An 18,015-nucleotide genomic window follows, 5' to 3' on the forward strand; every position below is an offset into this window, starting at 1 on the left:
CTTACTTTTTAAGTGTAAAATAAAATGTAGTCCCTACGTTGAGCTGACTTTCTAACCAAATTTGACCTTCGTGTAAATCGACAATTTTTTTAACGATCGATAGTCCTATTCCCGTGGAATCTTTACTTTTATTTAACGTATGGAATATTTTAAAAATTTTATCGTGAAACTGCTTATCAATACCAATTCCGTTATCTTGTATAGAGAATTTATAATGACTTTTTAAATCTTCAAAATCTATTGTTATTATACCTTCTTCTTTATCAATAAACTTAACAGCATTACTAATTAAATTTTGAAATAGCTGCTGTAACTTAATGGCATCTCCTTTTAAGGTTGGCAACGGATGAATAGCATTTATATTAATATGCTCTGGAATATATAGAATGGTAATTACATCTGAGAGTATTTTATCTAAATCAACAGCTTCAGTTTCAATTTTTTCGGCTCCAACACTAGAATAGTCTAATACATCTGTAATTAGTTGTTCCATCTTTTCTAAAGTCGCTTCTATGAGTTCAAAATTCTTTAAACTCATTTCATCTAATTTCCCTTTATTATCTTCTTTTAGCCAACTTACTAAGGCATCTATACTTCGTAAAGGCGATTTTAAATCGTGAGAGACAATGTGCGCGTATTCTTGCAATTCATCATTACTCTTTTCTAATTTAATGAGTAATTTTTCTTTTTGAAGCTCTAACTCTTTAAGTTCTGTAATATCTAAATGAACGCCAATAGAACCAACAACATCTCCATTTAAATTAAAATTTGGAGCTCCACTAATTAGCCAATACCTTATATCTCCCTGTTTTGTTTTTACCTTTAGCTCGTAAGAATTAGACTCACCTCTCCTTCTTTTTTCATGTTCTTTGGCAATAATTTCTGAACCGTCTTCTATAGGATAAATTTCTCTAGATTTCTTACCTAATAATTCCTCTTCTTTATAACCAGACATTTCTGAGAAACTCTGATTAATCATTAATATTTCATCATCGTTATTAACCTCAACCAATCCTAAATTCATATTAGCAATAATGCTAAAATATTTTTGCCTCTGTGCCTCTAATCTTTTACGATATGTACGTTTTAATGTTACATCTGTAAAAGTCCAAAGAAAACCTTTAGACTTATCTCCAATATTAATTGGCATATAATTGCGCTCTAATATGGTGCCATCTAACATTTCTAGTTCGTCGCCTATAACAGTTTCCTTCGCCTTATCAATGGATTGCATACGTTGTATAAAGCCTTCTGGATTTTTAAATAAAACTTTGTTTTTTTCTGAGGCAGTGGCACAATCCATACCATACAAATCCGATGGTTGTGCGTCTATCTTAAAAAGTTCACAGAATTTTGTATTGGTAAGAACAATATTTCTATTTTCATCTTCTAGAATAATACCGCTGTCGAGGTTTAAAACTAACGTCGCTAATCTACTTTCTGATTCTATTAGTTTTTCTGCAGATGCTCTTTCTTCTGTAATATCTCTAACAATACCTTGAGCTGCAACTGGTTTATTGTCTTTATCAAAAACAATACTTCCATTTACATGTACCCATTTAACTTCCTTTGATTTGGTATAAACTCTAGTTTCATAATCTTTAAAAAAGCCATGAGACAGTAAATTATTAAAACATTCTTCGGCATATTGAAAATCATCTTTATGTATTAATTTAGCAACATTAACACCTTCTTTATCAATATCATAACCAAACAACTTAGTGGCAGCTTCGTTAAATTTTAAAATCTTTCCATTAAGATCTATAACCACATAAGCGTCTACTATGTTTTCGAAGACGCCTTGTAATTCTGATGATTTTTCGTTTAATAAATTTTCAAGTTTTTGAGATGTGAAGTAGAGTTCCCTTGATTTTTCTTCTAGGATTTTTTCGGCTGCTTTCCGAGCGTTTTTCTCTCTATCTAGAGCCCGTTTTAATATCTCAACTTGGTTCTGATCCATTAATTTTTATTAATCACAAACCTTACCTTGGTGCCGTCTTCTTTAATTTTTTCTAATTCTATGGTAGCTGTAGAGTTAAAATGTTCGAATGTTTTATTCATTAAACCAAGCCCAAAATGATGCATGGCTCTACTAGAAGTATAATCCATTATAAGATACTTATCGGTTTTTTCAATTACCTCAAAAGTAGGTAATTCTGCGTCTGGGTATATTTTTCTAACTTCTACGTGAATATGATTTTCAATAGAAGAAATCATTTCTATCGGATCTTTATAAGTTGCTAAAAGACCTGGATAACTTTTTTCTATAACACCAAAAAAATGTTCTGCGTATACTAAAAGTAAATTATCAATAGAAATACCCGTATTTTCACTTAAATGCTGAAGTAATTGTAACATTTCTGAAAAACTATAAGTGCCAACAGAAGTATAAACTCCTTCTGACTCTAACTCTGAACTCGAAATAATTTTATCTACCATTTCTAATCCAAACTTATCTTCTACTAACTCTAAAAACTCAGTAAATACAATACCTTTCATTATACTTTTATTAATTCGTTAATGCTCCAATATGCCAATAATTTTTCAATTTTGGTCATATAATCTTCATATTTTAGAGGTTTTAATACATAACCAGCTACACCAATTTTATAACACTCCAATAAATCTTTTTGATTGTTAGAAGTTGTAAGTATAATCGTTGGAATATACTTTAAGGTCTCGTCATTTTTTAAAATTCCTAAGAATTCAATACCATTAATCTTTGGCATGTTTAAATCTAATAAAATAATATCAGGAAGCACATCTTTTTGTTCTAAAATTTTAAGTGCATCTTCCCCATTATTAGCTTCTATAATTTTATGATTTAGTTGCAATGAAGATATGGTTCTATTTAGCTTCATTACCTCAATCATGTCGTCCTCTATTAATAATATGTTAAGGGTTTTCATTAATAACTGGTTTACATTTAAGAAGCCAAATTAGTTGAATAAGAGCGCATCAATCTTTTAATTCGGTTAATTGTAATTTAGTGTCGACGGATGGCAGATAAGTGTCGACGAATGGTAAATGCTAAAATTATGACTTAAGCAGCCAATTTTACACTATTATTTAGCTGGTTTGTAGTTTTTAATGTTGATAGCTGCGCTTCAATTTTGATTTGTTCAAATTCTTGAAGAAACTCTATTGAAAAGTTTTTAAGTGTTTTTTCTTCTAAATACATTTCAAACTCAGAAATAAACTCTAATTGCTTTAAGTTTTTCTGTAAAAGCATTTGCTTATTATCAACAATACTATTTGCTTTTTTTATTGAATTTTTAGCATCTGTTACTGATAAGTGAGAATTTTTAGTCTTAGTATTTTTACTTGCATCTGTAGTATTTATAAAACTATTTCTATAGTAAAAGTAAACTGCTACATGGCCTAGAAAAAATATTATGTAAATAAATAATGTGTTCATCGTCTTGAGGTTAAATGATTAATTACACCACAAAACTACAGGTTACATTAAGTGAAAAAAGCTCTTTTTCGATGAGTAAACGTTTTGAGACGACGATTAGAGTAAAAGTTTCTTTAACTAGAATTTCCGTTAATCTTAAATACTATCTCTCAGCTTTTTAGGCAATCCTTTAACAACCATAGCATAAGAATGGTCAATTAAATCTGTTATTAACTTTGGAGATAATTCGCCTGTATGAATGTAAACACTATTCCATTGTTGCTTATGCATATGGTAGCCTGGTTTTATACTATCGTACGCTGCTCTTAGCTCTTGTGCGTATTCAGGATCACATTTTAGATTAATAAAGGCTTCCCCATTTTCCCATCGTTTTAAAGAGGCTAAAGCAAACATTTTGTTACAAACTTTAAAAACTAAGGTATCGTTATCAAAAGGAAAGTGTTCGGTCACTTCCTTTTTAGCCATGCAATAGTTTCTGTAGTCTTCTATGTTCATTTTAAAAGCTTCTTTTCTTCTCCTTCTATTTTTAAGGCTGAATAGTCCAATTTCCAACCAATAGTTTGTACTAAGTTTTCTATGAGCTGAATAGCCTCTAAAGCTTCTACTTTAGCTACATTATACAAGCCACTTTCTGGAATTTTATCCATAATATGTTCTTTTGCTTTAGTATGCAATTCGGTTAAATCTGAAGCTTCAAACTTATTAAACATACCATCGGACTTATCGTAATAATTAATGTCGCTTTCTATAGACAATACTTCTGGCTGAGGAAAATGGGATAAAACAACTGTTTTGCTTTTAGAATTAGAGTTCATTTGTATTTTACTCAAATCAAATCCAACATGGGCTTTTGCATTAATAACCACTAATGCTTTTTTCTTACTAGAAATTAGTTTTAAGAATTTTTCTTTAACGTCTTCGTAATGATAAATTTCAGCAAAATCCCCTTCTACTGTTATAAACTTACAAACGCGCTTTATTTTATCTAACAGAATAATAGATTGTGCATTTGTAATTTGTTTTGTTTTCCATTGTTTATATATGGTAACCAAACCTAAGGTTACTAAAATGCTTATTATAATTATAAAAAAAGTCTCCATATGTCTTTATCTATGTGACACCAGATGGTCTTACTAGTCACATGGTATTATTCTATTACTTTATATAAAATTGGTTTACTAGGTGAAGCATCGTTTTCAAACGGTGCTATTTGTAGATTAAGCATATAACAACCATCATCAATTTTATTAGACACATAAATAAACTCCGTAATGGTAGCGTCTAATCTCAAATTCCCTTTGGTGTTCCAAAAGGCATTGTGTGCTAAAAGTTCTCCACCATCTTGCTCTTTATCTACGCTTGGCAAATCTATAAGCAAGTGCTTAACACCTTTTGTCCTGAGGTAAATAGCAGCATCTTCCATTAAATATGTTGGATTTGTATTAGAATATTGACGCGACTTTTTTTCTTTGGTATTTGGTAACGTTCTTATGATAACAGCATCACGCTTTTTATTACCTAAAGCAAATTGCAGTTGTTTTTTAGAAATCACATAATCATCACCCAATTTTTCTGGCGCAACAGTAACAACTTCTGCTAAGAAGAAAAACTGTTTTAAATGTTTATTTATTGAATATACTTTTTCAGTAATATGACCAACCGTTTCAGTATGTGTAATATGAGAATGCGGATTAAAGGTAATTGTATTAAAATTTACAACTGCACCATCTGCCACACTAATAGTCTCACCATCTATAACCTCTGGAGCTATTTTTGGAGGTCCAATATACCATGCATTAACATTAGGAGCATTCCCTTTTAATGGTATGGAAATATCAAGAGGTTGCGATAAATCTATTTTTAATTTTCTAGAATTGTATTGTATTGTTGTGATCAAGATAAATTAAGTTTAAACAGTTCAGAAGCAATACCATCACATAAAAATTGTCCCTTTTTTGTGACGCGTAAATGCTCACCTTCAATATACAATAATTGTTGATTTATAAAAATTTCTGATTGTTCAATTAGGTAATTTTTAAAAGTTACACCAAAGTCTTTATCTACTTTTGAGAAGGAAACTCCCCAAATGGTTCGCAAACCTGTCATCACATATTCGTTGTATTGGTCAGTTTTAGTTAAAGTTTCAATTTCTATTGGCAATTTGTTTTGATGAATCGCTTCGATGTATTTTGAATTGTTTCTCACATTCCAGCCACGTTGTTTTCCATTAAAAGAATGTGCAGATGGACCAATACCTACATAAGATTTTCCTTTCCAATAGGCTGAATTATTTTTGCTAAAAAAACCGTCTTTCCCAAAGTTAGACAACTCGTAATGTATAAATCCGGAAGCTTCTAACTTATCTTTTAATAAATGAAATTGCTCATGGGCTTGCTCATCATCTACATTATCAATAATACCTTTTTTTATAAAGGAAGCTAAGGCGGTTTTTGGCTCAACCGTTAAGGCATAACTCGAAATATGTGGCACATTAAAACTTAGAGCGGTTTCAATATTTTGTAACCATTGCTCATTGGTTGCACCTGGAATGCCGTAAATTAGATCTAGTGAGATATTATCAAAGTGTTTTGTAACTTCTTCTAAACACGCTTTAGCTTCTTGTGCATTATGTGCACGATTCATGAGTTTTAAATCTCCTTCGAAGAAGGATTGAACACCTATACTTAGTCTGTTTATTGGTGTAGTCGTTAAGTCGTGGATTCGTTTAGGCGATAGGTCATCTGGGTTGGCTTCAAGTGTGATTTCCGGATGGCTAGAGACCTTATAATTTTTATAAACCGAATCAATCAAAAACTGTAATTCGTCATTTGTCAATAAACTTGGAGTTCCACCACCAAAATAAATGGTCTCAACGGTTGTGTTTTTGAATTCGTCTTTTCTAAGTTCTATTTCTTTAGTTAAGGCATTTATAAGTTCATCTTTCTTTTTTAATGACGTTGAAAAATGAAAATCGCAGTAATGGCATGCTTGCTTGCAGAATGGTATGTGGATGTAGATGCCGGACATTTAGTTTTTTCGTTTTGGTCCTCTCACTAATTTTCGAGTGTCATGTCGTATAACTCTCAATTCTTGATTGACAGCTTTAATGGCTTCAATATTAGCATCTGAAATAATTTGGTGATCAACCAGTAAATGGGTTAAATTAGGTAAATTCCCTATTTCTTTAGGTATTTCAGAGAATACATTGTTATGTAACCATAATGTTTGCAAACTGTCCAACTCTAACACTTCATTAGGAAAAGTATTTAACCTATTATATGACAAGCCACAAAAATTCAAATTACTTAATTCAGAAAAAGATGCTGGCAGCTTTTTGATATCATTACTACCAAGTGATAAATGTTCTAAGGTTAATAATTGCCCAATATCAAATGGAAGTTTGGTGATTTTGTTAGCTCCTAAATTCACATATTTTAAATTAACCAAACCTCCTATTTGAGATGGCAAATTTCTTAGTGTGCCAGCGTTACCAACAATATTTATTAATTGATTACAATTAGCTAATTCATCTGGCAAACCTCTTAATCCATTTGGTGAAATATCAAGCATCTGCAAGCATCTTAAGTCACCTATTGATGACGGCAATTCTCTTAGTTTTCCATTTGCCCCAAGGTTTAAATACTTTAGATTAGTTAGCTCACCTATATTTTCATTTAGAGTCCTAAAATCATTAAAGGTTAAGCTTAACATTTGAAGATTAGTAAGCTTATTAATATTATCTGGTAAAGCTCTTAAATAGCATCTATCTAACTCCAAAATAATTAAGTTAGGTAACTTCGCTAAATCATCAAACAGTTTTTCTCTATCCGAAAATCTATTACTTGATAGATTTAAATATTGAAGATTTTTAAATTGAAACAGCTGTTCTGGTAATACCTTTATTTCAGTATTACTAAGATTTAAAGCATAGATTTCATCCTTTTTAATTAAAAGAGAATCTAAATTTGTTTGTTTGTTAAGATAAAAAAACTGACTCAGCAAGCCAGATCTGTGATACCCTTCTCCTTGATAAATATCTAAATCTGGACAATAACTATTTATAGCTTCATAAATATCTGCAAATTTAGATTCAGGGACTACAAATGCGTTATAATCCTCAAACTTTAGCTCTTCTTTTTCAATACGTTTCATCAGCTCATGATCAGTTTCAAAACCTCGGTCTTGCATTGCTGCTAGCTCCCATAGTGCACTTTCGGTATTACCTCCAAAATACTTGGACAACACCCAATAATAATAGATGTTTTTCAGTTCTTCCTTAAGCCCAGGAAAATAGAGTCTTTCCATGTAAGCCCTCTCAGCCAGAACAAACTTTTTGGCAGAAAAAGCAACATTGGCTTTCCAAGTTAATAAAAAAGCATTCTTTCCTTTTTTTTCAATTAACCTGTTTATTTCAGCTAATGCTTCAATATGGTTACGTTGTAAAAAGTTAGATTGAAATCGAAATACCCTTATGGCATCATCACCTGGGTATTGATCTAAATAAATATCTAAATCCTTTACTATTTGCACATTATCTCTTTGAGGAAGGTGCGAAATGATTATAGCTCTTAACAAGTAATTTCCAATACTATCTGGTTGTCGTTCTATAACCTCATCTATCAAAGTTCTTGAACTAGACCAATCTTCTTTTGTATAGGCTTCATCAAACTTTTTGTTAAGTTCTTCATCACTTAAAAATTTTGAGCAAGAAGAAAATGCCAAACACAAAAAAAGGAACTTGATAAATTTCATAATTAAATAGATTCCTGCCTACGCAGGAATGACAAATCAATGATTAAACAAATAAACCATAAAACTACTTCTTAACTCGATTCTCATTTTGCTTTACAAAAGCTCCCCAACCACTATAACTTTTACCTATTGTTACTCTACCTTCATTATAAAAATGACAAACAGCAGCTGCTAAACCATCCATAGAATCTAAATTTTTGGGTAGTTCTTTTAAGCCTAACATACCTTGTAACATTTTAGCAACCTGTTCTTTACTAGCGTTTCCGTTTCCGGTAATTGCCATTTTAATTTTTTTAGGTGCGTATTCTGTAATTGGCACTTCGCGAGATAAACCGGCTGCCATAGCAACACCTTGTGCTCTTCCTAGTTTTAGCATACTCTGCACATTTTTACCATAGAATGGTGCTTCAATCGCTATTTCATCTGGATGATACGTATCAATGAGTTCTACAGTACGTTCAAAAATGAGTTTAAGTTTAAGGTAATGGTCATCGTACTTTTTTAGCATTAACTCATTGAGTTGCATAAATTCCATTTTTTTGTTAACCACTTTTATAAGTCCAAAACCCATAATAGTAGTTCCAGGATCTATGCCTAAAATAATCTTTTCTTTACTCATCTAATCAATCACAAAACTGACAGCCACTTAATGAAACTGCTACACCAAAGGTAAGGTTAAAAACACTACCATTAAAAGCACCTAAACCACTTATAACAGGATCGTACTTATCTAATGATGTTAAACCATATATATAAGCAACATCTGTGTAAATAGATACTTTTTCGTTAATTGCGTAATGTACCTCTAAACCGCCTAAAAGGTTCATATACGTTTGTTTATTATCTTTGAGATTGGCTAATGGTTTTACAAACGATATACCAGGACCAGCATGCAAAATAGTTCTAAGACGATTGGGTAAAAAGCCAATAAATCCAGAAGGGTCATAAACAAATTGAGCGTTAATACGTGAGTAATTTATCTTAAAATCTGGTGTGTCTTTATCACTTTTAAAGCGATTAAATCCGTAATCTAATTTTACCCCATAATTACTTTTTAGCATATGCTGAACACCTAAATTTACTGTTGGAAAATTGATAGGTTGCGCATAAGAACCACTTACAAACCCATCCGTAGTTGGGTAATTTATACCAGCTGCAAATAAGGCTTTCCATTTACTGGTCTTTTTAAACTGAGCATTACTATTTAGTGATATAAAAACGATAGTAAAAAAGAGAAGGTATTGTTTTAAATATTGCTGCATCTGTTACTTTTTAGTTTAATTTGTTATGAACTCATCTTCACTCTTTCTTTTCCCTAAAAAATGGCTTAAATTTACCCATATTTCAACTATTTTTTCAAGTGTAGCTAGCTATGCTTTTCTAATATAGTTTCATCTAAATAAATTTCTTCTCATTTTCGGTTAAAAACAAAAAGTTAAGACAAGTTCAATATGCATTACAATGTGCCATACAAAACTAAACAATTCTTCTTTGTACTTATAAAGTTGAGCATAGTTGTTGGCGCATTTTATTTTATTTATTCAAAATTAGCAGAAAACGAGAATTTACAATTCAATGAATTTATTGCGTTTTTAAAAGAAAATAACACGTTTTCAGCCAAAAACATCATTTTTTTAATCTTTTTGAGCCTTTTTAACTGGTTTTTTGAAATTTTAAAATGGCAACAATTAGTAAAGACCATTAAACAAATTTCATTTAGATCTGCTTTAGAACAAAGCTTAGGAGGATTAACTGCGTCATTAATTACACCAAATCGTATTGGAGATTATGGTGCTAAAGCCGTTTATTATGCCAAACAGCATAGAACAAAAATTGTTTTGCTTAACCTATTAAGTAATTTGGCACAAATGACCATAACTACTATTTTTGGACTAATTGGCATTATCATTTTTGTAAATCGATATCAAATAGATGTTAACTATTATAGAGTTACCAAATTTTTGTTCTTAATTGTTATAATTGGTCTATTTGCAATTATAGGAGTTAAACATAGACGCTTTAAAATAAAAGGATTTTCTTTTAGACGTGTTAGCGACTATATAAAAAAACTACCTTCTAAAACACATTTTACAACCTTTGTATTTTCATTAATTCGTTACTTAATTTTTTCATTTCAATTTTATTACTTACTCAATTTATTTGGTGTAGATGTAGACTATACTAAAGCAATGGTAGTAATAACAAGCATGTATTTTATAGCTTCAATAGTGCCATCTATTTCAATCTTCGATGTAATTATAAAAGGAAGTGTAGCCGTATTTTTATTTGGCTACGTCCAAGTGAACGAACTTACCATTTTATCTATTATTACAATTATGTGGTTATTAAATTTTGCGATTCCGAGTGTATTTGGAAGTTATTTTGTGTTGAATTTTAAACTACCAAAACAACTAGATTAATGATTCTATATAGTGTTATTACAATCATAATTTTATACTTATTTCTCATAGGTGTATTTACTTTTGGTTTTGATAAAGTAGAGACTTTTAAACTTCAAGATCTACCTTCTAAGACTAAATTTTCTATTGTGATTCCGTTTAGGAATGAAGCTGAAAATTTACCGAGATTACTAACTTCTATTTCAAAATTGAACTATTCGAAGTCAATGTTCGAGATTATTTTGGTAGATGATGATTCTGAAGATGACTCGATTGCAATAATTGAAAAAGTTCTCGATACAAAATCCTTAAAAAAGGATTTCACTCGAACTGACAACATAAGGATTATTAAGAATAAAAGAACTTCAAACTCTCCAAAAAAAGATGCCATAACCACGGCCATTAAGGCTTCAAAATTTAATTGGATTATCACTACTGATGCCGATTGTATTTTGCCAAAATATTGGTTAGATGCTTTTGATGAATACATTCAAACTACAACCACAAATTGTATCGTTGCACCAGTGACCTATTATGGTCGTAACTCTTTTCTTAATCGTTTTCAGACTTTGGATTTTTTAAGCTTACAAGGTGCTACTATTGGTGGCTTTGGAATTAAAAAACCATTTCTAAGTAATGGTGCAAATTTCTGTTATCGTAAGTCTTTATTTCTGCAGATTAACGGATTTGATGGCAATGACAATATTTCTAGTGGAGACGATATATTTTTGCTCGAAAAAATTATTGAACATGATTCTAAGAAGATCCATTATCTTAAATCTCAAAAAGCTGTTGTAAAAACCAATCCTGCTTCGTCAGTTTCAAACTTAATTCAGCAACGATTGCGATGGGCATCAAAAACCAGCAATCTTAAAAATTGGTTCGCTAAATTAGTAGGCTTAATTGTTTTCTTAGGAAATTTAGTCTGTATAGCTTTTATTCCTTTAGTTCTTTTTAATGCAATGTTAGTAAAATTTGCTGCGGCTTTATTTATAATCAAATTTAGCATTGACTTTTTGTTATTGTTTAAAACCTCTCGATTTTTTAAACAAGAGACTTTACTACTATCTTTTCTCTTATCGAGTTTTGTGTATCCATTTTTTAATGTTGGCATAGCTTTTTTATCTTTCTTTAAATCATACCGTTGGAAAGGTAGAACGTCGAAGAAATAATGCTTCATCAAATATTTTTGATAGCTTTACATTAACCAATTCCCTATCCTTACATGAAAAAGATCCTATTATTTATTCTTATAAGTTTTACATTTCAGGTTAATTATAGTCAAGAAAACTACACTATTAATGGTGAAAATTTAAATCTAAAAACTGAAGTTGAAGGTCAACTAGATTTACTATGGAATACTTTTAATGGTAATTATCGCTACTTCGTTAGAACCGAAAATGGAAACATTACCGAATTAAAAAACACAAAAGACACCTACAAAACTTATCTTGAAGAGTATAAAACTACTTTAACCGAACTTACAAATGGTTTACCTGTAGGAAATCTGAAATTTAGATTATACAATCTTAAATCTTTTATAGATGGTTATAATGCTTCATTTAATTCGTCTTACGACTCGGTTGTAAATAAATCTAAAGTAAAATTTAGACTTGGCTTCTCTGCTGGTATTACAAATAATCCCTTTGTTGGTAACTCTAACAACGTAAAAACTCCGCTTATTGGTGTTGAATTAGAATTGTATGAAGCAGATGAAATGCCTAGACATTCTGGATTTTTACAAGCGAGACATGCTTTTGAAGCTAAAAAGTTTGATTATAGTACTAGCGAATTCTCATTAGGTTATCGTTATAGAATTATAAATAAACCCAAGTTTAATATTTACGGACAAGTAAAATTAGCAACTGTTAACATTACAGAATCTACTTTTATAGATGAAAATGGCATGAAAATTAGCACAAATGAAACCGCATTTGATGCCCCAATTATTTTTGGTATTGGCTCAGATATTAAAGTTGGAAAAAATAGCTATATTACTTTAGTTTACAGTGAATTATTTGCTGTATTTTTAGATAACCAAGGTAATTTTTCTACTGATATTGCTTTAGGTTATAAATTTAATTTATAGTTAGAGCACATTAATGAGTTTACGAAATTATAGAACGTCTAACCCTGTTTTTAACGGCTATTTTTGGGATGATGGTAAATCTTCTGCTAAAAAAATGACGGTTGCGGGTATTTTTATAAAATCCATCTTTGGCATTTTAATTATTGCAGCTATTACAGCCTACATCTGGAGACTTAATGAAAATGGCATATCTGTAAGGTGGTTTACACTTGGCGGAATGTTAGGTGCTGCTGTCATCAGTGTTTTAATTTCTATTCGGCAACAATGGGCACATTTTTTAGTACCACTTTATATAATAGCCAAAGGCTGCTTTTTAGGAGGTTTTTCGGCTTATGCACACCGTAATTTCCCCGAACTACCTTACCAAGCCATTGGAGTTACAATTGTCACCTTTTTTGTAATGCTCTTGCTATATCAATTACGGATTATTGTAGTTACTAAAAAATTACGAAGTGTAATTATCACGGCTGCAGTAAGTATTATGGTTGTATATCTTATTTCTTGGATTTTAAGCTTTTTTGGCATCAAACCCTACATTTGGGGCACATCTAACTTTGCTATTGCTTTTAATGTTTTAGCAGCAATAGTCGCGTCCTTTGCACTACTTTTAGATTTCGATTATATAGAACGCTATAAAAATAAAGCACCAAAACATAAAGAATGGATTGCTACTTGGGGACTTTTAGCTACACTAATTTGGTTGTATATTGAAGTGTTACGATTAATGCAAAAGTTTGCTATTCGGTTTTAGCTTCGACTCACTTCGACTTCGTTCAGTGACCAATACTGAGATAATTAATTAATCTTTACAATTACAGGTAATTCAAAAGCTGTAGTAACTTGTTGCCCTCTTTTTATTGCAGGATATATTTTTGGTACTCCCTTTAAACTTTGTCTAAGTAAACTATCTATTTCAGGAATTTGAAGCGCTGTTTCTGGTTGTTTTTGTATTGATTCTACCTCTAAAACACCTTTATTATTAATAATAATTTTTAGTTTAATCGTATCATTAACATCCTCAGAAACGGCAATATTTTGAGCTGCAAAAAATTCATTGACATTACTAATCAATGTATTTTGAAAGCAAATTTTAACATCTTCTTTTGCGGTAATAGAATCGCAACTACTAAAGGTTGGGTACGTATCAACCTCATTCCAATTAAAAGTTTGAAGTTCTTCCTCAAGTAAATCTTCAGGATGCACTTTTTTCTTTTCAAAATAATTGCAAGATGTTGCAAAAAGAAAGATTAAAAGAAAAACAATTCGATTCATTACTATAATTCTGATACCGAAAAGTACAATATTTTATCTAAAAAAGATATAAGACCGCTTTGCTTTTAGAAACTAGAATAAAGACTGGTGTAATAGTTTTATTTGTTATTAAAAAAATTAATCTTGTTCTTGGAACTTTTCTTCTTTAAGTTCTTTTAATCTTCTTTGAGCATATAACCTAAAAGGGCTTTTTTCATGCTTCTTAATATAGTTTTCGTATAAGTTTATTTTAGAATCTGTATCTGCATAATACTCATCTTTTGTTCGTATTAAAAAGAATTCTGCCATTATATTAGAAGGATCTTCTTTTATGGCTTTTTGAAAAGCTTTTATGGCTTTCTCATATTTTTTTTGACGATTATAAATCGTGCCTAAGCGTTGATATTCATGAGAAAGTGACACATCTTGTAGTTTTAAAGCCTTTGCAACATATTCTTCAGCCTTTTCAAAATTGCTAAGGCTTTCATAATAAGTACCAATAACAAATAGCGCATTAGCATCATTAGGATTAAACTTTAAAGCTTGCTTTCTATGGTAAATAGCATCTTCGTAATCTGAATTATGCGCATAACTTAAACTTAATTTTTCGTGAATAAACTCAGATTTTTCACCCAATTCTAACAGTTTTTTAAACCACACAACCGAATGTGTATAAAACTCTTGATGATAGTAGGATTGCGCTTTTAGACTGATTAGTTCTACATTATTGGCATAACTTTCTAGGCCTTTGTCTATAAATTGATGTGCTAATTCAAAATTTCGCTTAATAAGATGATGTTTAGCTATTTTAAAAATTGCTTTTTGGTGCGTCTGGTCTAAACTAAACGTTTTTTTAAATTCTTGTAAAGCCAAAGTATCTCTTTGTTTTTCTAAAACCACACCTAACTCGTAATGGTAATTTGGGTTTACACTATCTAAAACGATTAAATCAGTAAACATCTGATTGGCATCATCATACTTTTTTGTTTTGGTTAAAAGCTTGGCGAATTCATACTTAATTAATAGATTGTTTTCATTAGCTTTTATTGCTTTTTCGTAATAAACTAAGCCCTCACCATAATTACCAATGGCTATATAAGCCTTTGCTATTTTATCGTAAACCTCATCTAAGTTCTTAAGCTGTTTATAGGTCTCAATGGCTTTGGTGTAATTGCCGTTGGCATATAAATCATCGGCAACAGTCAATGCCGAAGATTGAGCTTCGGCATTAAATTGAATTAGTAAAATAAGAGTTAAAAAGACTTTTTTCATCTACTTAATTAAATATTATTTAGGGTTGTATATTAAATACAATAGGTAAAGAATAAGGTACTGTAACAGCTTTACCATTATGCTGACCAGGAATAAATTGAGGCAGTAATCTAATTACGCGTTTTGCCTCATCTTCTAATTTTGGATGTGCAGCTCTTGCTTTAATTTCAGAAATAGCTCCACTTTCATCAATTTTAAAATGCACAAAAATTCTTTGTTTCCCGTTTACACCAAGTGTATTAGCTAGGTTTGTATTAAAATTTTTAGCTATTAACTTGTTAATCGTGTTTGAAAAACATTTTCTACGCTCTACATTATCTGCTAAATTTTCACATTCTGTTAATGTTGGTACTTGATCAATAACTTTAAATGGCACTTCAGATGCATTATCATAATCTCTAGGGTTTAATTCCTGTACTTCCTCTACCACATCACCTGTATTAGGAAAAAACTTAAAATTCATGTAAGCTGTATAAGATTGTCCATCGGGAAAAGAAACTCCAACCTCGTCATATCCTTCTGGCACTTGCTCACTTTTATGATGAATAGAATAGCTCATAGTTCCTTCTTTAGAATTAGCAACTCCCCAACTCACGTAATCAGAATTGGCTTTTAAAAAATCCTCATATTTTTTGTGTGTTTCTTTTACATTATCTGTCATTCCGCCTTTTAGTGGCATCGTATAAGAATATTGCGCTAAATTAAGAGCCTCATTTTCTATAGTACTAATGGCTTCTTTTTCGCACGAAATGTAAAACAACATCCCAAAAACTACAGGAATTATAAGTGCATATTTTAATAGTTTGGGTTTTCTAGATTTTGATTTTTGTAACATAATAATTCGTTTTTTAATTAATGATTTATTGAAAAATGTATTTGTAAATGATATATTATTTGTTTCAAACACTTGATTAAGCAAACTCTTGTAATAATCTTTCTTACCATTTTGTCTTATGGCTTTGGCATCTGCTACATACTCGTGTAAGGTTTTAATTCTACTTTGATACATATATACTAATGGGTTAAACCAAAGTAGAACTCGCAATACTTCAAAAAACAATAAATCTATGGTATGCTTTTCTTCTACATGAATCAACTCGTGTTTTAAAATTGTTTGTTTCTCATTTTTAGAAATATGCTCACCTAAAAAAACAGTATTAAAAAATGAGAATGCGGCATTACTTCTAAGAATTTTTACAATTAACACATTTCCTTTCCAGCGCTTTGGATTTTGATATTTCATCCAATACAACTTTAGTAGTTTAAACACAAAAAATCCCATAGATAAGCACATACCAAACGCTAATATAATTTGCCATAATGGTGTAGAAGCTTGATCTAAAACTATGCCTGCCTGTAATGCGATTTCTGTATCTAAAGCCGTTACTGATGTTAGTTCACCAATAATAACTTCGGGTAATTGAATTACAAAATCCTTTGAAGTTACTTCACTAAATATATCCAACTTTATAAATGGCAATACTACCGAACCTATCGCTGTTGCTAAAAGGTACAAGCGATTGCAGTTAAAAAAAGTTTCATGCTTTAAAAACAGGTCGTACACCAACAAAAAGATAGTCTGAAACGCAATAATTTGTATGATATAATGTAACATGGCTATTTTTTATTGATTTCGTTTAACAAGGTTTCTATATCTTTAGTATCCACATCATTTTTCTGAACAAAAAAGGATACCATACTTTTAAAAGACCCTTGAAAATAATTATCTACCAGTTTATTAATAGATTGATTACTATAAGATTCTTTAGCTACAATAGGAAAATAGACATGCCCTTTCCCTTGTTTTTCATAATCTACAAAACCTTTACTTTCTAAAATCCTTACAATTGTAGACACCGTATTGTAGGCTGGTTTAGGCTCTGGTAATATTTCAATCACAGATTTAACATTGGCCTTTTTTAATTGCCATAAGGCTTGCATTATCTCTTCTTCTGCTTTTGTAAGTTGCTTCATCTTGTTCTGAACTTGTTTCAGAATCTTATTATTATTTAATAAAATCCTTTTAGGTTAACCAATCTTGAGATCCTGAATTAAGTTCAGGATACGCATAATGATTTATTTTAACTAAATCATTATGCTAATATAACTAAAAAATTAGTTTAAACTAATGTTTTAGTTATAAAATTGTAACTTTGTATTACTTATTGCGTCCTATAAATGAATTCTTAATTATTTATATGGAAATTTTTTTAGTCATTGTAGCACTACTTTTAATGATATTAGGTATTGTAGGTAGCTTTTTACCTGTTTTACCTGGACCACTCACCAGTTGGGCTGGTCTTTTAGTATTACATTTTACAGATGGCGTAGAATTAAGTAACACCTTTTTAATCGTTACACTTTTAGTCGCTATATTAATATACGTATTAGATTATATTATTCCTGCTATAGGCACAAAACGTTTTGGTGGTAGTAAATCTGGAATGGTTGGCACTACTATAGGCTTAGTAATTGGATTACTTTCCCCTATTCCTTTCGGAATTATAATTGGACCTTTTGTTGGTGCATTAGTTGGTGAGATGATTCATAGAAACGATATACAAAAGGCCTTGAGAGCGGCTTTTGGCTCATTCTTAGGCTTTATAGCCTCAACCTTTTTAAAATTTATAGTGGCCGTAATCTTCTTGGGCTTTTTTATCGCGAAATTATCAGAGCATAATGCCAGCTGGTTCTAATAACCGAGTTAATTAGAAAAGAAAAAACCTAGTCACAAATAATGTGACTAGGTTCATTTTCTTGCTATTAACTCAACAATTACTTAAAAAGGGATTAATTAATTCTTGTTGACTGCTGTAAATATAAGATAGTGCAAC

General features: G+C 30.7%; 20 protein-coding genes. 5 read left to right on the forward strand and 15 right to left on the reverse strand.

Features of this window, described 5'->3' with window-relative positions; all coding sequences use genetic code 11:
* Position 1: 1 nt before the first annotated feature.
* The 11 genes from H8K90_RS03235 to H8K90_RS03285 all read right to left on the reverse strand — a co-directional run bounded on the left by H8K90_RS03235 (position 2) and on the right by H8K90_RS03285 (position 9,432).
* On the reverse strand, positions 2–1,960 hold the full coding sequence (locus tag H8K90_RS03235) for a PAS domain-containing sensor histidine kinase (RefSeq protein WP_186844494.1): 1,959 nt from the start codon (positions 1,958–1,960) through the stop codon (positions 2–4).
* Positions 1,960–2,499 (reverse strand): heme NO-binding domain-containing protein, encoded by a 540-nt coding sequence (locus H8K90_RS03240; protein ID WP_186844495.1) that lies wholly within the window; start codon positions 2,497–2,499, stop codon positions 1,960–1,962. Before H8K90_RS03240 ends, H8K90_RS03235 begins: the two co-directional genes overlap by 1 nt.
* Complete coding sequence (locus tag H8K90_RS03245; protein WP_186844496.1) at positions 2,499–2,909, reverse strand: response regulator; 411 nt, start codon at positions 2,907–2,909, stop codon at positions 2,499–2,501. The genes H8K90_RS03240 and H8K90_RS03245 overlap by 1 nt, the downstream gene beginning before the upstream one ends.
* A 134-nt stretch (positions 2,910–3,043) precedes the next feature.
* Positions 3,044–3,418, reverse strand: a complete 375-nt coding sequence (locus H8K90_RS03250; RefSeq protein ID WP_186844497.1) for a hypothetical protein — start codon at positions 3,416–3,418, stop codon at positions 3,044–3,046.
* Between the two features lie 135 nt (positions 3,419–3,553).
* The gene (locus H8K90_RS03255; protein ID WP_186844498.1) at positions 3,554–3,913 is read right to left on the reverse strand and encodes an MmcQ/YjbR family DNA-binding protein; all 360 of its coding nucleotides are present in this window, start codon (positions 3,911–3,913) and stop codon (positions 3,554–3,556) included.
* A complete protein-coding gene (locus tag H8K90_RS03260; RefSeq protein WP_186844499.1) occupies positions 3,910–4,518 on the reverse strand; it encodes a DUF4230 domain-containing protein in 609 nt (202 codons plus the stop codon). Before H8K90_RS03260 ends, H8K90_RS03255 begins: the two co-directional genes overlap by 4 nt.
* A gap of 47 nt (positions 4,519–4,565) precedes the next feature.
* Complete coding sequence (locus H8K90_RS03265) at positions 4,566–5,315, reverse strand: cyclase family protein (RefSeq protein ID WP_186844500.1); 750 nt, start codon at positions 5,313–5,315, stop codon at positions 4,566–4,568.
* Entirely contained in the window at positions 5,312–6,445 is a 1,134-nt protein-coding gene (gene hemW / locus H8K90_RS03270; RefSeq protein WP_186844501.1) for a radical SAM family heme chaperone HemW, read from the reverse strand. Before hemW ends, H8K90_RS03265 begins: the two co-directional genes overlap by 4 nt.
* The gene (locus tag H8K90_RS03275; protein ID WP_186844502.1) at positions 6,446–8,170 is read right to left on the reverse strand and encodes a leucine-rich repeat domain-containing protein; all 1,725 of its coding nucleotides are present in this window, start codon (positions 8,168–8,170) and stop codon (positions 6,446–6,448) included.
* 64 nt (positions 8,171–8,234) lie between these two features.
* Positions 8,235–8,789 carry a crossover junction endodeoxyribonuclease RuvC gene (gene ruvC / locus H8K90_RS03280; RefSeq protein WP_186844503.1) on the reverse strand — a complete coding sequence of 185 codons (555 nt, stop codon included), beginning with the start codon at positions 8,787–8,789 and terminating at the stop codon, positions 8,235–8,237.
* Between the two features lie 4 nt (positions 8,790–8,793).
* Positions 8,794–9,432: a cell envelope biogenesis protein OmpA gene (locus H8K90_RS03285; protein ID WP_186844504.1), complete on the reverse strand. Its 639-nt coding sequence runs from the start codon at positions 9,430–9,432 to the stop codon at positions 8,794–8,796.
* A 189-nt stretch (positions 9,433–9,621) separates the two neighbouring features.
* Between H8K90_RS03285 and H8K90_RS03290 the strand changes: the two genes are divergently transcribed.
* From H8K90_RS03290 to H8K90_RS03305, 4 genes are read left to right on the forward strand one after another with little or no spacing between them, the layout of a single operon-like run.
* Complete coding sequence (locus H8K90_RS03290) at positions 9,622–10,590, forward strand: lysylphosphatidylglycerol synthase domain-containing protein (RefSeq protein WP_186844505.1); 969 nt, start codon at positions 9,622–9,624, stop codon at positions 10,588–10,590.
* On the forward strand, positions 10,590–11,741 hold the full coding sequence (locus H8K90_RS03295; RefSeq protein WP_186844506.1) for a glycosyltransferase family 2 protein: 1,152 nt from the start codon (positions 10,590–10,592) through the stop codon (positions 11,739–11,741). Before H8K90_RS03290 ends, H8K90_RS03295 begins: the two co-directional genes overlap by 1 nt.
* Positions 11,742–11,794: 53 nt before the next feature.
* On the forward strand, positions 11,795–12,658 hold the full coding sequence (locus tag H8K90_RS03300; RefSeq protein WP_186844507.1) for a hypothetical protein: 864 nt from the start codon (positions 11,795–11,797) through the stop codon (positions 12,656–12,658).
* A 13-nt stretch (positions 12,659–12,671) separates the two neighbouring features.
* On the forward strand, positions 12,672–13,409 hold the full coding sequence (locus H8K90_RS03305; protein WP_186844508.1) for a Bax inhibitor-1/YccA family protein: 738 nt from the start codon (positions 12,672–12,674) through the stop codon (positions 13,407–13,409).
* A 44-nt stretch (positions 13,410–13,453) separates the two neighbouring features.
* Here the strand turns inward: H8K90_RS03305 and H8K90_RS03310 are convergent, their stop codons facing one another.
* The 4 genes from H8K90_RS03310 to H8K90_RS03325 form a co-directional block, all read right to left on the reverse strand.
* Positions 13,454–13,930: a hypothetical protein gene (locus tag H8K90_RS03310; protein ID WP_186844509.1), complete on the reverse strand. Its 477-nt coding sequence runs from the start codon at positions 13,928–13,930 to the stop codon at positions 13,454–13,456.
* A gap of 117 nt (positions 13,931–14,047) precedes the next feature.
* Positions 14,048–15,181 carry a tetratricopeptide repeat protein gene (locus tag H8K90_RS03315; protein WP_186844510.1) on the reverse strand — a complete coding sequence of 378 codons (1,134 nt, stop codon included), beginning with the start codon at positions 15,179–15,181 and terminating at the stop codon, positions 14,048–14,050.
* Positions 15,182–15,200: 19 nt separating this feature from the next.
* A complete protein-coding gene (locus tag H8K90_RS03320) occupies positions 15,201–16,796 on the reverse strand; it encodes a M56 family metallopeptidase (protein WP_186844511.1) in 1,596 nt (531 codons plus the stop codon).
* 2 nt (positions 16,797–16,798) lie between these two features.
* Positions 16,799–17,155 carry a BlaI/MecI/CopY family transcriptional regulator gene (locus H8K90_RS03325; protein ID WP_186844512.1) on the reverse strand — a complete coding sequence of 119 codons (357 nt, stop codon included), beginning with the start codon at positions 17,153–17,155 and terminating at the stop codon, positions 16,799–16,801.
* A 224-nt stretch (positions 17,156–17,379) separates the two neighbouring features.
* Here H8K90_RS03325 and H8K90_RS03330 point away from each other — a divergent pair, with 224 nt between their 5' ends.
* Positions 17,380–17,877, forward strand: coding sequence for a DUF456 domain-containing protein (locus tag H8K90_RS03330; protein ID WP_186844513.1), 498 nt, complete (start codon positions 17,380–17,382; stop codon positions 17,875–17,877).
* The last annotated feature ends 138 nt before the right edge of the window (positions 17,878–18,015 follow it).

It is taken from the genome of Winogradskyella echinorum, from assembly GCF_014297365.1.
Classification (GTDB): Bacteria; Bacteroidota; Bacteroidia; order Flavobacteriales; family Flavobacteriaceae; genus Winogradskyella; species Winogradskyella echinorum.

Excerpts from the sequence above, each read along its gene's own strand:
- H8K90_RS03235 (WP_186844494.1), bottom strand. The coding sequence starts at position 1,960 with ATGGATCAGAACCAAGTTGAGATATTAAAACGGGCTCTAGATAGAGAG.
- H8K90_RS03240 (WP_186844495.1), bottom strand. The coding sequence starts at position 2,499 with ATGAAAGGTATTGTATTTACTGAGTTTTTAGAGTTAGTAGAAGATAAG.
- H8K90_RS03245 (WP_186844496.1), bottom strand. The coding sequence starts at position 2,909 with ATGAAAACCCTTAACATATTATTAATAGAGGACGACATGATTGAGGTA.
- H8K90_RS03250 (WP_186844497.1), bottom strand. The coding sequence starts at position 3,418 with ATGAACACATTATTTATTTACATAATATTTTTTCTAGGCCATGTAGCA.
- H8K90_RS03255 (WP_186844498.1), bottom strand. The coding sequence starts at position 3,913 with ATGAACATAGAAGACTACAGAAACTATTGCATGGCTAAAAAGGAAGTG.
- H8K90_RS03260 (WP_186844499.1), bottom strand. The coding sequence starts at position 4,518 with ATGGAGACTTTTTTTATAATTATAATAAGCATTTTAGTAACCTTAGGT.
- hemW (WP_186844501.1), bottom strand. The coding sequence starts at position 6,445 with ATGTCCGGCATCTACATCCACATACCATTCTGCAAGCAAGCATGCCAT.
- H8K90_RS03275 (WP_186844502.1), bottom strand. The coding sequence starts at position 8,170 with ATGAAATTTATCAAGTTCCTTTTTTTGTGTTTGGCATTTTCTTCTTGC.
- ruvC (WP_186844503.1), bottom strand. The coding sequence starts at position 8,789 with ATGAGTAAAGAAAAGATTATTTTAGGCATAGATCCTGGAACTACTATT.
- H8K90_RS03285 (WP_186844504.1), bottom strand. The coding sequence starts at position 9,432 with ATGCAGCAATATTTAAAACAATACCTTCTCTTTTTTACTATCGTTTTT.
- H8K90_RS03290 (WP_186844505.1), top strand. The coding sequence starts at position 9,622 with ATGCATTACAATGTGCCATACAAAACTAAACAATTCTTCTTTGTACTT.
- H8K90_RS03295 (WP_186844506.1), top strand. The coding sequence starts at position 10,590 with ATGATTCTATATAGTGTTATTACAATCATAATTTTATACTTATTTCTC.
- H8K90_RS03300 (WP_186844507.1), top strand. The coding sequence starts at position 11,795 with ATGAAAAAGATCCTATTATTTATTCTTATAAGTTTTACATTTCAGGTT.
- H8K90_RS03305 (WP_186844508.1), top strand. The coding sequence starts at position 12,672 with ATGAGTTTACGAAATTATAGAACGTCTAACCCTGTTTTTAACGGCTAT.
- H8K90_RS03310 (WP_186844509.1), bottom strand. The coding sequence starts at position 13,930 with ATGAATCGAATTGTTTTTCTTTTAATCTTTCTTTTTGCAACATCTTGC.
- H8K90_RS03315 (WP_186844510.1), bottom strand. The coding sequence starts at position 15,181 with ATGAAAAAAGTCTTTTTAACTCTTATTTTACTAATTCAATTTAATGCC.
- H8K90_RS03320 (WP_186844511.1), bottom strand. The coding sequence starts at position 16,796 with ATGTTACATTATATCATACAAATTATTGCGTTTCAGACTATCTTTTTG.
- H8K90_RS03325 (WP_186844512.1), bottom strand. The coding sequence starts at position 17,155 with ATGAAGCAACTTACAAAAGCAGAAGAAGAGATAATGCAAGCCTTATGG.
- H8K90_RS03330 (WP_186844513.1), top strand. The coding sequence starts at position 17,380 with ATGGAAATTTTTTTAGTCATTGTAGCACTACTTTTAATGATATTAGGT.